Genomic DNA, 13,784 nt, shown 5'->3' on the forward strand with positions numbered 1-13,784 from the left:
CACTGGCCGCCGCTCAGAGCCGGACGATGACGAGGGCGGTGTCGTCGGTGGCGCCCACAGCGGGGAGCAGGTCGAGAAGAAGCGCGTCGGCGAGCGGCTCGGGGTCGGCTTCGCGGTGGTGGGTGAGCGCGTCGGCGAGGCGGGCGAGGCCGGTGTCGATGTCCTCGCGGCGGCGTTCGATCAGGCCGTCGGTGTAGAGGACGAGGGTGTCGCCTTCGGCGAAGGCGGTGGTGGCCTGGGGACGGGCGACGTGGTCGGGTCGGGCGCCGAGCGGGGGATCGGTGGCCTGGTCGAGGAATTCGACGGTGCCGTCGGTGCGGAGCAGGGCGGGCGGGGGATGGCCGGCGCTGCTGTAGGTGATCGTGTGGGCGTCCCAGTCGATGCAGGTCTCGACGACGGTGGTGTTCTCCGCGCCTTCTACGGAGCGCGCGTACAGACCGAGGACTTCCAGGGCCTGGGCGGGGCCGTCGGCGACGCGGGAGGAAGCACTGAGGGCGCTGCGGAGCAGGCCCATGACGCAGGCGGCGTGGAGGCCGTGGCCTACGACGTCGCCGACGGCGACTCCGATGCGGTCCCCGGGCAGGTCGACGAGGTCGTACCAGTCGCCGCAGACATTGAGCGTTCCCGTTGCGGGCCGGTAGCGCACGGCGGCGCGGTGGTGGCCGAAGTCGCCGGGGGCGGGCAGCATCGCGTCCTGCAGGGCGAGGGCGATCTCGCGCTCGCGGGCATGGGCCTCGCGGAGCCGTTCGTTGAGTTCCTGCAGCTCCCGGGCCCGGGTGTACAGCTCGGCCTCCAGCACCCGGGTACGGCTGCCTCGCCCGCTGCGGGCCTTGATGAGCTCGGTGACCTCCTCGACACGGTGCACCAGCACCGCCACCCGGCCGTCCGGTCCGAGCACCGGTGCGTTGACCGGGCTCCAGTACCGCTCCTCCCACTCACCCGGCCGTTCCACGGACTCCACGTCGTAGCGCTGCAGGGCCATCGTGTCCCGCTCGCCGGTGGCCAGCACCCGCTGGAGTGAGGCGCGCAGGTTCCGCGCGCCGTTGGCGGAGGGGTCGCCGGGATTGTCGGGGAAGACGTCGAACAGGTACCGGCCCACCAGCTGCTCGCGCGTCCGGCCCGACATCCGCAGGAACTCCTCGTTCACGTCTGCGTACACCAGTTCGGGAGTCAGCAGCGCGACCATACCGGGCAGTGCCTGGAACACCGCCGCGTAGTCGATTCCCGCCTCCGCCATGGTCGGCCCGCCTCAGCGCTCGACGCCGTCTGTGGTTTCCACGATAGAAGCCGGGTGATGAGAGTGCTCGGACGGAACCGCTGCCGCGCGGCGGGTGAGCAGCAGCGGGCTTGCCAGGAGGAGTACGCCGGCCAGGCCGATGGCGGTACGCAGGCCGACCAGGGCACCCAGCACGCCCCAGACGGCCGTCAGGAGGGCGGTCGTGGCCTTGGTCGTCACCGCCCAGGCGGACAGCGTGCGGGTGACCCGGTCGGTCGCGGTGCGCTCGAGGCGGTACGTGGCGTAGACGGGGTTGAAGACCCCGCAGCAGAAGATGAGCCCGAGTTCGACACCCGTCACCAGCAGCAGCCCACCGGTGCCCGACCCCGGGAAGGCCAGGCCGATCGGCCAGATCGCGCGCAGCGACCCCGCCACGGCCAGGACCTGGTGCTGCCCGAACCGGGTGACGAGAGGTCGGGCCAGCTGCGCACCGAGCAGCCCGCCGATCGAGGGTGCGGCGAAGGCGAGGCCGTACTGCCAGGGTGCGAACCCGAGTCGGCCGAGTATCAGGACGGCCAGCAGCGGCTGGGCGGCCATCACCAGGCCGTTGAACAAGGCGGTGTTGAAGAACAGCGGACGCAGCGTCGCGTCGGCGAGGACATACCGCCAGCCGTCGAGCAGGTCCCGGGCCCGCATGTGCGCGGCCTCCCGGCGCTCGGGCTGCGGCTCGTGCCCGCCCGTCGCGCGGATGCCCAGGGCCGAGAGCAGGTAGCTGATCGCGTCAGCCGCCACCGTCGCCATCGGGCCGAGGAAGCCGATCGCTGCGCCGCCCAGAGGCGGTCCGATGATCGTGGTCGTCCAGGCGGTGGACTCGAACCGGGCGCCCGCGACGAGCAGGTCCTCGGGCGGCAGCAGCGTCTTCAGGTACGCGCCGGAGGCGGCGCGGAAGGTGATGTCGGCCGCCGCGACGACGACCGAGACCAGCAGGAGCTGGACGAACGTGAGCACACCGAACGCAAACGCGAGGGGAAGCGTCAGCAGCGCCGCGCACCGCACCAGGTCCATCGCGATCAGCACCGGCCACTTCCGGCGGAACTCCACCCACGGGCCGAGCGGCACCGCCACGGCCGCGCCCACCGCGGCCCCCGCGGAGGCGAGCGCGGCGACCTCGGCAGGCCCGGCGTGCAGCAGCTGGACGGCGATCACCGGGAACGCGCCGAAGGCGAGCCAGGTGCCGAGCGCGCTGGTTCCGTACGCTCCCCAGAACCACCCGAACCGCCGCCCCAGCCGCCGTCCGCTCCGCATGCCCGATCCCCTCACCCGCACAACCGATCCGCGATCGGAAGCATCAAAGCGAGCACCACGACCAGGGATCAAACAACCACGAGATCGACAGCCACAACCAACAGTTGTGGCGGTACGGTAGCCGGCATGGACCTCGACACCGTCCGGACCTTCGTCACCGCCGCCGATGCGGGGCAGTTCCAGGAGGCAGCCGCCGAGCTGGCGGTCACCCAGCAGGCCGTCTCCAAACGCATCGCCGCGCTCGAGCGCAAACTCGGCGTGCGGCTGTTCACCCGTACCCCGCGCGGCGCCGAGCTCACCATCGACGGGCAGGCGTTCCTGCCCCACGCCCGCGAACTGCTGCGCGTCGCCGAACGCGCCGCCGCGTCCGTCCGCACCGGCCACCGTCCGCTGCGCGTCGACGTGATCGCCTCGCGCGTCGCGCCTTCGGGCCTGATGCGCGGCTTCCACCACGCGCACCCCGAGGTCGACCTCGACGTGCTCATGCTGTTCGACATCCAGACGGCCGTCGCCGCCCTCCGTTCCGGTGAGATCGACGCCTCCTTCCGCGCCGTCGCCGCGCCCGGCCGGCCCCTTCCCGAGGACATCGAGTCCGTCCGGGTCCTCGACGAGCCGCTCCAGCTCCTCACCGGCCCCGCCCACGCGCTGGCGGGTGCCCGGTCGGTGGCCCTCGCTCAGCTCGCCGGGCACCGGATCTGGATGCCCGGCATCGTCCCCGGTACCGAGTGGGCCGCCTTCTACGACGACCTCGTCGCCGAGTTCGGCCTCACCATCGAGGCGACCGGCCCCAACTTCGGCTCCGACGCGCTCCTCGACACCGTCGCCGACACCCCGGCCCTGGCCACCTTCATGGGCGAACACACCCGCCTCGTCTGGCCCGCCGGCCACGGCCTGCGCCGCATCCCGGTGACCGACCCGACACCCGTCTACCCGCACTCCCTCCTCTGGCACCGCGACAACCCCCACCCGGCACTGGCCACCCTCCGCACTCACCTCGCCACCACAGCGACCCGCCACGAGGCCGCTGCCGTGACCTGGGCCCCGAGCTGGGTGCTTCCGCGCTGAATGCCGTCTGTGCCGAAGCCCAGGCATCCTCGAACCGTTCCGTGCCCCCGTACCCGCGGACTCGCGCGTCGTCGACGCGGCCGATCCATGAGCGGGGCGACCTCCCGGGGCCTGCACAGGTAGCCGAGCGTCTCGGCCCGGGTGCGCCCGAGGCGCGCCTGTGGCCGCCCGTCTCCGAAGCCCTCGGCGAGCCACCGGCTGTACTGCCAGAACCATGACCGTCCTCCTATCGTTGGCTGATGCGCGCACACCGTATTGACCGTCCGGCAGATCTCGACGTGGTCCGCGAGTCCTATGACCGGGTGGCCGACAACTACGTCCACATGGTGATGACGACCGGGTTCGGCGACATCCGTCGCCATCCATGGCTCAAGGCATCGATCGATGCCTTCGCGGACACCGTGAGCGAGCTCGGGCCCGTCCTCGACGTCGGCTGCGGACCCGGAACGGTGACCGCCTACCTCGCCGAACGCGGTCTCGACGTGTCCGGAGTCGACCTCTCACCCCGCATGATCGAAAACGCCCGCCGTCTTCATCCGCAATGCCGCTTCAGCGTCGCCTCCGCCACCGACCTCGACCTGGGCGAAGCCTCCCTTGGCGGCGTGCTCGGATGGTGGTCACTGTTCAACCTTCCCCGCGATGTCCTTCCTCAGGTCCTCGCCCTGTTCGCACGGGCCCTCAAGCCGGGCGGCCACTTCATCACCGCGACACACGTCGGCGACGAAGACCTGGTGCACACCGAGGCGTACGGAGGTGTCACCGTTCGTTGGACGACGCACCAATGGCGGCCGGAACAGCTCGTGGACCTGATCGAGCAGGCGGGACTGCGCCCGGTGGCCGAACTCCGGCTCCCTGCGGATGAGCAGAGCGGGCCGGGTCTGGTCGTCATGGCCAAGCGCCCTGCCTGAGGAGCAGGCGCAGGGGGACACAGGGCCTCATGCCGGGACCCCGCGGGGGCGTGTCTGGTGGGACGGCGCGCCGGATCCCGGCGAGGCTTCCGCGGCGCCGACAGGGCAAGCCCGTAGCGCCTCCTCCTGACCGATCGGCACTTTGACCAGGGGTGATCGGGCGGCGGGGCGCCGCGGCGTCGACGGCCTGTCGGGGGTTGTCTGTCCGGTGTCGGCGGCATATCGGCGGGTTGTCGGTCCGATGTCGGTGAAGCCCGGCACATTTCCAGAAGTGCGGCCGGGTGCCCATCCGGCTGCAGGTCTGGGAGGGGAACTCTCGTGCATGACGTAGTGATTGTGGGCGCAGGCCCGGTCGGTCTGTTCCTTGCCTGCGAGCTCGGCCTCGCGGGCTGTTCGGTCCTGGTGCTCGAGCGGGAGCCGCAGCCCGGCTCCCCCTGGAAGGCGGAACCGCTGGGGATGCGCGGCCTGTCCGCCGCGTCGGCAGAGGCGTTCTACCGCCGCGGGATGCTGCACCCGCTGGTGACGGCTTCGGGGGTCGAAGGCGATCCCGCCGCGAACCCCGACGCGGACGAGGCGTCCCCCCCTCGCTGGGCGGGCCACTTCGCCGGCATGATGCTCGACCCGGCCAAGGTCGACGTCGCCGCCCTGCCGTTCCGGCTCCCCAGCCCGGCGATCGAGGGCATGATGACGCACCTCGAAACGGTCGAGGCGGTACTGGCCGAGAGGGCAGCCAAGCTCGGCGTGGACATCAGGCGCGGAGTCACGGTATCGGCCATCGCCCAAGACGGTGAGAGCGTGATCGCGCGAGCCGGTGAGCACGTGTACGAGGCACGCTGGCTCGTCGGCTGCGACGGCGGACGCAGTACGGTGCGCAGGTTCGCGGGCTTCGACTTCGTCGGCACCGAGCCGCAGTTCACCGGCTACACCATGCACGCGACCCTTGCCGATCCCGAGAAGCTGCGGCCCGGGTTCAACCTGACGCCGACCGGCATGTACATCCGCATGCCCTCGGAAGGGCACATCGGCATGATGGACTTCGACGGTGGCGCGTTCGACCGCTCGCAGCCGCCCACTCGCGACCATCTCCAGGCGGTTCTGCGCCGCGTGTCCGGCACCGACGTGACGGTGAGGGACGTCCACATCGCCTCGAGCTTCACCGATCGCGCGATGCAGACGACGACGTACCGGCAGGGACGCGTCCTGCTCGCCGGCGACGCCGCCCACATCCACTCACCCCTGGGCGGGCAGGGACTCAACACCGGCATCGGCGACGCCATGAACCTGGGCTGGAAGCTGGCCGCGACCGTGCACGGGCACGCGCCGGACGGGCTGCTCGACACGTACACCGGCGAGCGCCATCCGATCGGTGCGGCGGTGCTCGACTGGTCGCGCGCGCAGGTGGCGGCCATGCGGCCGGACCCGCACGGCCAGGCGATCCAACCGGTGGTCCGCGACCTGATCGGGACCCGTGACGGAACGACCTACGTGTTCGAGAGGCTGTCGGGATCGTGGGTCCGTTACGACCTCGGCAGCGAGCACCCCCTGGTCGGCCGCAGCGCCCCGGACCTCCGTCTCGAGGACGGCACGCGCCTCGGCGACCTGATGCAGGACGGACGGGGCGTCGCGCTCGACTTCAGCGTCGACCGACGCCTGCACGGCTCAGCGACGCGCTGGGAGAGCCGCATACGGTACGCGGCCGGCCCGGCGCGGAACGACCTCGGGCTGGGTGCCGTACTCGTCCGACCCGACGGCACCGTCGCCTGGGCAGGTGATCGCACCCCTGATCGTGAGGCGTTCGAGCGGGCCGCCGGCCGCTGGTTCGGTGGTCCGGAAACCTCCTGATCGCCGGAGCACCGACGTCCTCGTCCGCTTTCCCCTCCTCACCCCGTTTCAAGGAGTGCACATGACGATCACCATCCGGCCGGGGAGCACCGTGATGTTCACCGGCGATTCGATCACCGACTGCCAACGGCTGGAGAGCGAAGACGGCCTCGGGTTCGGCTACCCCCTGCGCGTCGCGGGCGAGTGGGGACTCCGGTACCCGGACCGGCCCGTGACCTGGCTGAACACCGCGAACGCGGGCAACAAGGTGAGGGACCTCGAAGCCCGCTGGCAGACGGACGTACTCGACGCACGCCCGGACGTGGTATCGATCCTCGTCGGGGTCAACGACATGGGCTGGCACACGCTGGACCCTCACGGGTACGTGATCCCCGCGGACGAGTTCGAAGCGGGTTATGACCGCCTGCTCGCGCCCCTCGCCGAGGCGGGCACGCAGCTGATCCTCATCGAGCCTTTCCTCCTGCCGATCCGCGGCGTCGTCGAGGCCGGTGCCGGTGTCGCGCTCATCGGAGAGAAGGAGCGGGAGGAATGGCGTATCGACCTGGACCCGAAGATTCACGTCGTGCGCAAGCTCGCCCGCAAGTACGGCGCGCACCTGCTCGCCGCCGACGGCATGTTCGCCGAGCTCGCCGCGAGGACCGGGCCGGAGTACTGCGCCGTGGACGGCGTACACCCGACACCGGCCGGCCACGCCGCACTCGCGGCAGCCTGGCTGCGCCTGGTCGCGTAACCCGGCCTCGCAGGTCCGAGCCCGTCTTTTCTCCGACGCCCCTACCTCGGTGCCTGCCCCCAAGGCAGGGCTCCCTCCGGGTCCAGGGCGTCGGCCCGGGCGCGGAGGTCCTCGGCGAGGTCGTCCCAGGAAGGGCCGTGTGCCTCGAGGTTGAGGGCGGCCACCCGCATCAGCGCCGGGTCGTCGGGCCGCTGGAGGAGAACCAGCCGGTAGGCGAGGTTGCGGACCCATACGGGCAGGAGACCGTCGACCACGTTCGGGCACAGCTCGCGCAACATGGCCAGGATCGTCTCGGCATCGGCGAAGGTGAGTTCCTCCGCGAAGTACATCCAGTGGTGTTCGCGGGCTCCGCACTCGGGCGTCGGGCCGTACTCGTCGCCCCAGACGCACCGGGCGTGCTCCGTCAGGGTGGTGTGCATGGGGCGAACGCTACGCGAGGTGCCCAGTGTCGGGTGCCGGGCGTCAGCGCCTCGTCAGGGGGCCTGCCTCAGTGCTCCTCCGTCGACTCGGCGATGCGCTTGATGTGTGCCAGGCGCCTGTCCCAGTCGGCGGCGAGCGCAGCCATCCACCGGGCCGTCGCGTCCAGTGCCGCGGGGCGTACCGCGTACCGCACTTCGCGTCCGACCCGGCTGCCCGAAACCAGACCGGCGGCGTCCAGCACGGCGAGGTGCTTGACCACGGCTTGGCGCGAGACGGGGAGCCGGTCCGCGAGTGCCGTTGCCGAGGCCTCGCCCTGCGCCGCGAGCAGATCGAGCAGTCGCCGTCGCGTGGGGTCGGCCAGGGCGGCGAGGACGCCGTCGACGGCCTCCGCCCTGCCGCGATCTTCGTCCGTCACGCGGAGGACTGTTCGATGCGCTTCTTGAGGGCGTCGAGCACCTGGGGCCAGCCTCCGGTGTTGTCCTTGACGGCCTTGGCACGCAGGTCCTCGGGGCCGGCCAGGCTCGCGAATCCGCTCTCGACGACGCGCAGCCTCGTCTTGTCGCCTTCCGCGGTCAGCGTGAACTCCACGAGGGTGCTGTTGTCCTCGCGCAGCTCCTCTCCCGGGAACGCGCTGGCCCAGCGGTACGCCAGGTAGGTCTGGGGCTCGACCTTCTCCACGCGCACCGGGAAATCGCCGTACTCGGCGTTCCGTGCCACGAGGGACTCTCCCTCCCGGGCCAGGGTGCCGGTCGAGCTCGCCGGGTCGGCGACCCAGAAGCCGGGCTCCGCCACCAGGGGCCAGACCCGGTCCAGGGGCGCGTCGATCAGGGTTTCGCGTTCGATCCGGTCTTCGCTCATGACGGAACTCCTTCATCGCGATCCAATGATGCAACTCCAGGGTTGCACGTCAGTCCTTCAGGTGCAACCGGGAGGTTGCGCATAGGGTCGTCGCGCCGGTCGTGGATGAGCAGTGGGGTGATGCTGCAGGGGCGCCGTCCATGGCTGTGACCGTCGGCTTTCGTCCGGCATCGCCGTCGAGCGCCGCCCGCCGGGCCGGGTGCCCGCGGCGCGCCCATACTGGGGAACGTGAGGCGTTCTCGAACGGCGTGCCTCTGCGCTGCCGGTCTGGTCGCCGCGATCCTGCCGCTCGGCGTGGGGATCGCCCCGGCCACGGCGGTCGCCGCACGTGCGCCGAAGTGTGTCAGCTCCCCGGACCCCCGGTCGGCCTCGGGCCAGGCGGCCCGTGTCCTCGACACCGCCCGCGCGGCGCAGCAGGAGTTCGGACTCAACTCGGTCGTCTTCCGCGTGACCTCGGGGGAGCGGGAGGTCGTGACCGGAGCGCTCGGCACATCGATGACCGGAGTTCCGGCCGACCCCGCCATGCACTTCCGCACCGGCTCGGTCGGCATCGTCTACATGGCCACCGCGCTGCTGGCCCTCGTCGACGAGGGCCAGGTCGGCCTCGACGACCCCCTCTCGAAGTGGCTGCCCGACGTCCCCCACGCCGACGAGATCACCCTGCGCATGCTGGGCAGTTCCACCTCCGGCATCCACGACTACGTCACCGACCCGGTGTTCCTCAAGGAGATCGAGGCCAAGCCCTTCCGTCAGTGGACCCCGGCGGACACCCTGGCCATCACCAGCAGGCACCCGCTCTGGTACAAGCCGGGCACGAGCTTCAGCTACTCCCACGAGAACTTCCAGCTGCTCGGCGCCGCTCTCGAGAAGATCACCGACCAGCCCCTCGACCAGGTGCTGCAGGAGCTCGTCCTGGACCCGCTCGGCCTGCACGAGACGAGGAACTCCGCGACCCCCGAGATCCCGGCCCCGGCCCTGCACGCCTTCACCTCGGAACGCGGTACGTACGAGGAGTCGAGCTACTGGAACCCCTCGTGGACCACCGCCCCGGGCGCGGTCCTCACCGGGGACATCTGCGACCTGGCCACCTCCGCCCGCGGCATCGGCACGGGCGCTCTGCTGTCGAAGCAGGCGTTCCGCACGCAGCTGAACCCCGGCACGGTCGGCCTGGGCGCCCCGACGAAGGAGTGCCCGGCCCCGTACTGCCGGAAGAACACCGAGGCCCTCCACTTCGGATTCGGCGTCCTGGTCCTCCACGACTGGATCGCGACGAACCCCTCCTTCTCCGGATACGCGGCCGTCTCCGCCTATCTTCCGGCGCAGAAGTTGTCCATCGCGGTCTCCGTGACCAAGGGCCCCTCGTCCCCCGAGGGCAACTCCGCCTCCACGGTGGCCGAACGGATCGCGAAGGACCTCGCTCCCGACCACCCGCTCACCCTCGGCTGAGGCGCGCCGCCCGCGGCTCCGCGTGCAGGCTCCTGCACAACCCGGAGTGCACCCTGCGTAATCGGTCGGCGCAGGCCGCGCCCGTGCCCCCGTCGGTGATCTGCGGTGATCTGCCAGACCTGCGAACGAGGGCCAGTGCCACACACTCGGTCACCGGTGCCTGCGTACGGTCCGTACGGCCGGCGGCCCCAGGCGACGGCGGGCGCCAGTGCCAACTGGCCCAAGCCCTGGACTAAGCGGGCGATCTCCCGGCCCTGACTGCCACCGCTTCGGGCTGACGCATCGTCACCTTCTTCTTGTGTCGCGTACTCCCGGCACCTCGTGCCCGCCCAAGGAGAGGCCCATGTCCCGACTCTCACGCCTGGCCGCCACCGCCACGGCCGCCGCCCTCACCCTGCTCGTGTCAGGCCCGGCGTCGGCCGGCGAACCGACCATCTCCAATCCCCGCGTCGTCGCGGTATTCGACTTCACCACCGGGGAGGCGCCGGAGAACATCGCCCTGGAACCGGACGGTTCAGCGAACCTGACCCTCGCCTTCGCAAGGCAGGTCGTCCGCGTCGACAAGCAGGGGGCGGTCCTTCCCGTCGCGACCTTGCCCGCCGTGGCGAACCCGAACACCCCCGTCCTCGGCGCGGCCGTGGTCATGGGGATCGTGCGCGCCCACGACGGCACCCTTTACGTCAACTACGCCACCGGGACGAGCGAGACCGGCATCTGGCGCATCGGGCCCTATGGCGGCCCGCCGGTCCAGATCGCGCAGCTTCCGACGGACGGGCTCCCCAACGGCCTCGCCCTCGACGAGGAGCGCGGTGTGTTCTACGTGGCCGACACGGCACGCGGAATCGTCTGGCGCGTCCCGCAGGAAGGCGGCGCCCCCACGGCCTGGGCCACGGGGACCGACCTCCAGCCGCTCCCCGAGGCCGACGGCTTCCAGGCCGGCGCCAACGGCATCAAGGTCCACAACGGCGCCGTGTGGGTGTCCAACACCGACCGCAAGACACTGCTGCGCATCCCGGTACGTCATGACGGCTCCGCCGGCACCATCCAGACCAAGGCGACCGGACTCGACTGGATCGACGACTTCGCCTTCACGGGGGACGACGACACGGTCCTCGCCACGCTGATCATGGCCAACCAAGTCGCACTCGTGCGCCCCGACGGCACCCGCGAGATCGTCCTCACGGAGCAGGACGGGCTGTCCAACCCGACAGCCGTGGCGGTGCGCGACAAGGGCGACGGCCGCGGCAAGGGTGAGGGTCGCGGGGAGCACGATGAGGGCGACGGCCGTGACAAGGGAGACGGCCGCGGGGAGCACGATGAGGGTGACGGTCGTGACAAGGGCGATGGCCGCGGGGAGCACGATGAGGGTGACGGCCGTGACAAGGGTGACGGTCGCGGCGAGCACGACGGGGGCGACGGCCGTGACAAGGGCGATGGCCGCGGGGAGCACGACGGGGGCGACGGCCGCGACAAGGGCGACGGCCGCGACGAGCGCCACGAGGGCGACGGCCGCGACAAGCGCGACGACCGCCGTAACGGCGACGACGGTGACAAACGCGACACGTATGACAAGACCGTGTACGTGACGAGCGCGTCCTACTTCGCCACCCTGAAGGACCCGAACCTCCTCGTGGGCCGCCTCCACGAGGGCAAGGACTCTGCGGACACCCCCTAGGGGGCGTCTTGTCGATCAGGCCGGGCTCGCGGCGTCCGGCAACGCGCGCTCGCCGCGTTCTCGTCACTCGCCGACGTCCCCCAGCTACCGCTGGGAGGTGCCCCCACCGCGTCGACTCCCTCCTCGGCCTTGCGATCGCACGCACGGGACGCCGCTCCCTGATCCGGCCTGATCGGCAAGACCCCTAGGACCCCGGCAGCACGTTCCGCCATCCGGCTCGGCCGGAGATCTCCGGCCTCGTCGAGATGCGGGCGGGCGCCGCGATCGCTCGGGTCGCCGGTGAAGCCAGTCTCGGCTGCATGCCGACACTGGCTTCACGGACCTGCTTTCGACGGCGGCGGCCGGGCGGGGAACTGGCGCCACGAGGACCCCGCCTCTGCCGCCCCGCTTGGCCGACGGTCAGGATCGTGCCGAGGCGGCGGAGCTGTCAGTGCCAAGCAGTGCAGTGGGGAAGCCAGTTCCCGGCCACGTCAGCCGTGCACACCTGCACCTTGTAGGGGCTGCCGTCCCGGACGTCCGAGTCCGTGGCGCGGGCCTTGCGGCCGGCGCCCTGGCTCAGGCGGTCTCGTACACCCAGCCGGAAGTCGCGCCGCCGCCGACCCGGGCCCGCCACGCGAGGGTGTTTCCGTCCCGGATGCCGGTCTCGCCGGAGTACACGTCGCGCCAGGTCCCGTTGCCGTTGTGGTTCCCGAACGTCTGCTGGGGACCACCGTTGACCCTGACGTCCAGGTACGCGGTGCGGCCGTCTGCCTCGGTGTCGCCGATGCCGAACATGTTCCGGGACGGGTCGAAGTACACGTACGCACCCTTGATGACACGGGTGTCGGCGCTGGCCGAGGTCGCGGCGCCCATCACGGTGACCGCGGCTGTGGCGACGGCGAGCAGAGCGAGCTTCTTTCGCATGTGTTCGTCTCTTTCGGCAGAGTTCCGGTTGTTCCGGCGGGTGTTTCCGCCGGTGTTCCCAGATTTCGGGCGGCCCGATTGTCCGTCCACAGAAATCGGGGAAATCGCAGTTCAGCCGCGGACAATCGGCATTGTCCGCGGACAGGGACGGATCCATCGCCGTCCGTATCGCTCCCTTGCCGGATGAGCCGTGCGGAATCGAGCCACGGAACGGCAGGTTGTCCGACAACCGGTGGAAAGCCCGACGCATCACCTGATCTGCTGGTACGTCGACCGGAACGGGGCGGGCGGAAACCCGGGCGCCCCGCGAACACGGAGGAGCCTTACGGATGGGCAGGGCGGGGCGTCTGCAAGGGGAACCGAAGGGGGAGACCGCCCAGGCGAATGCGCTGGCGGTGTTCCTGCGGGGCATGACGGAGGGTCGTACGGTCCGGGAGTTGGCGAAGTCGTACGGGGCGGGAAAGACCAGTTGGAGCGACTACCGTTCGGGAGCGAAGATCATTCCTTTGGACCTCCTGAAAGGGGTGGTATCCGCCCGGGTCCGTGATGAGAGGGGCCGCGCCGCATTGTGGGCCCGCGCCAGGGAACTGCATGCCGCCGCCTGCGCGGCCGAGGAAGGCGGGTCCCGACCGTCGGGCGAAAGGGAAACGCCTCCGCAGACATGGGAGATGCTCCAGCGCGCCCGGCGTCAGGCCGACACCGAACTCGCCCGGTCGGAAGAAGCATTACGCACCCTTCTGGGGCTGACGGCCAGGCTCCAGAAGGAACTCGACGAAGCCGTCGCCCGAGCCGAAGGCGAGCCGGTCGTCGGCGCCGAACCCGAGCCGCAACTGGAGGAGGGGCGCGGGGACGCAACGCCCGCAGATCGCGCCGCTCACCTGCCGGGGACGGAGCTCGTCCTGTGGGCACCGCGTCCCGCCGTCCTGTCCGGCCTGGAGGACGCCGTGGCCCGGGTCGGCGCCGAAGTGGACGCCCGTAGGCGGCAGATCACCCTCCTGCGCGAGGAGATCCGGCACCTGCGGGAGCCGTGTCCAGCGCCGGTCAGGGGGAGCCTGGTACTGCGGGAATCCCGCGTACCGGCCGTCCGGGCCCAGCGGAAGCTGCCGGCCCTGCCGCTGCGCTCCCGCATCCTCCGAGGCGCCCGCGACCCGCGACGGCTGCGCCGGGTGCTGCTGCTCACCGCGCTCGCCCTGGCCCTCTCGGTACCCGCGACCTCCCTCGAGCAGGTCCGGCAGTGGACGGCGCCCCCGATGGCCGAGCCCGTGACCACTCTCCCTCCCGGCCCCCTGGAATCCTCGGCGGGTTCCCCGACCCCGGGCGGGGTTCCGGCGCCGGGGGGAGGGCCGCCACAGCCCCCCCCCCCCGCGGGGCCCGCCACGCCGCCCCCGAACCCTTCCCCCCCCCCCGGGGGGCCGA

General features: G+C 71.3%; 12 protein-coding genes and 1 pseudogene. 7 read left to right on the forward strand and 6 right to left on the reverse strand.

Annotated elements, in window-relative coordinates; genetic code table 11:
* Positions 1-13: 13 nt before the first annotated feature.
* Both ACZ49B_RS26090 and ACZ49B_RS26095 read right to left on the reverse strand, forming a co-directional pair.
* Positions 14-1,237: a PP2C family protein-serine/threonine phosphatase gene (locus tag ACZ49B_RS26090; protein WP_468310335.1), complete on the reverse strand. Its 1,224-nt coding sequence runs from the start codon at positions 1,235-1,237 to the stop codon at positions 14-16.
* 12 nt (positions 1,238-1,249) lie between these two features.
* Entirely contained in the window at positions 1,250-2,521 is a 1,272-nt protein-coding gene (locus ACZ49B_RS26095; protein WP_468310337.1) for an MFS transporter, read from the reverse strand.
* Positions 2,522-2,647: 126 nt separating this feature from the next.
* Between ACZ49B_RS26095 and ACZ49B_RS26100 the strand changes: the two genes are divergently transcribed.
* From ACZ49B_RS26100 to ACZ49B_RS26115, 4 genes are all read left to right on the forward strand, one after another.
* Entirely contained in the window at positions 2,648-3,586 is a 939-nt protein-coding gene (locus tag ACZ49B_RS26100; protein ID WP_468310340.1) for a LysR family transcriptional regulator, read from the forward strand.
* Between the two features lie 239 nt (positions 3,587-3,825).
* Complete coding sequence (locus tag ACZ49B_RS26105) at positions 3,826-4,494, forward strand: class I SAM-dependent methyltransferase (protein WP_468310342.1); 669 nt, start codon at positions 3,826-3,828, stop codon at positions 4,492-4,494.
* Positions 4,495-4,812: 318 nt separating this feature from the next.
* Positions 4,813-6,336, forward strand: a complete 1,524-nt coding sequence (locus tag ACZ49B_RS26110; protein WP_468310345.1) for an FAD-dependent oxidoreductase — start codon at positions 4,813-4,815, stop codon at positions 6,334-6,336.
* Between the two features lie 61 nt (positions 6,337-6,397).
* Complete coding sequence (locus tag ACZ49B_RS26115) at positions 6,398-7,066, forward strand: GDSL-type esterase/lipase family protein (protein WP_468310348.1); 669 nt, start codon at positions 6,398-6,400, stop codon at positions 7,064-7,066.
* 41 nt (positions 7,067-7,107) lie between these two features.
* Here the strand turns inward: ACZ49B_RS26115 and ACZ49B_RS26120 are convergent, their stop codons facing one another.
* From ACZ49B_RS26120 to ACZ49B_RS26130, 3 genes are all read right to left on the reverse strand, one after another.
* Positions 7,108-7,485 (reverse strand): hypothetical protein, encoded by a 378-nt coding sequence (locus ACZ49B_RS26120; protein WP_468310350.1) that lies wholly within the window; start codon positions 7,483-7,485, stop codon positions 7,108-7,110.
* A 68-nt stretch (positions 7,486-7,553) separates the two neighbouring features.
* Entirely contained in the window at positions 7,554-7,901 is a 348-nt protein-coding gene (locus tag ACZ49B_RS26125; RefSeq protein WP_468310351.1) for an ArsR/SmtB family transcription factor, read from the reverse strand.
* Positions 7,898-8,344, reverse strand: coding sequence for an SRPBCC domain-containing protein (locus ACZ49B_RS26130; RefSeq protein ID WP_468310353.1), 447 nt, complete (start codon positions 8,342-8,344; stop codon positions 7,898-7,900). The genes ACZ49B_RS26125 and ACZ49B_RS26130 overlap by 4 nt, the downstream gene beginning before the upstream one ends.
* A 228-nt stretch (positions 8,345-8,572) precedes the next feature.
* Between ACZ49B_RS26130 and ACZ49B_RS26135 the strand changes: the two genes are divergently transcribed.
* Positions 8,573-9,790, forward strand: coding sequence for a serine hydrolase domain-containing protein (locus tag ACZ49B_RS26135; protein ID WP_468310356.1), 1,218 nt, complete (start codon positions 8,573-8,575; stop codon positions 9,788-9,790).
* Between the two features lie 343 nt (positions 9,791-10,133).
* Positions 10,134-11,465, forward strand: coding sequence for an NHL repeat-containing protein (locus ACZ49B_RS26140; RefSeq protein WP_468310359.1), 1,332 nt, complete (start codon positions 10,134-10,136; stop codon positions 11,463-11,465).
* A 555-nt stretch (positions 11,466-12,020) separates the two neighbouring features.
* Here ACZ49B_RS26140 and ACZ49B_RS26145 read toward each other — a convergent pair.
* On the reverse strand, positions 12,021-12,368 hold the full coding sequence (locus ACZ49B_RS26145) for a hypothetical protein (RefSeq protein ID WP_468310362.1): 348 nt from the start codon (positions 12,366-12,368) through the stop codon (positions 12,021-12,023).
* A 668-nt stretch (positions 12,369-13,036) separates the two neighbouring features.
* On the opposite strand from ACZ49B_RS26145, the pseudogene ACZ49B_RS26150 reads away from it, so the two are divergent.
* Positions 13,037-13,784: pseudogene (locus tag ACZ49B_RS26150) on the forward strand (hypothetical protein); the annotation flags it as partial.

Source organism: Streptomyces sp. NPDC031132 (assembly GCF_055570595.1).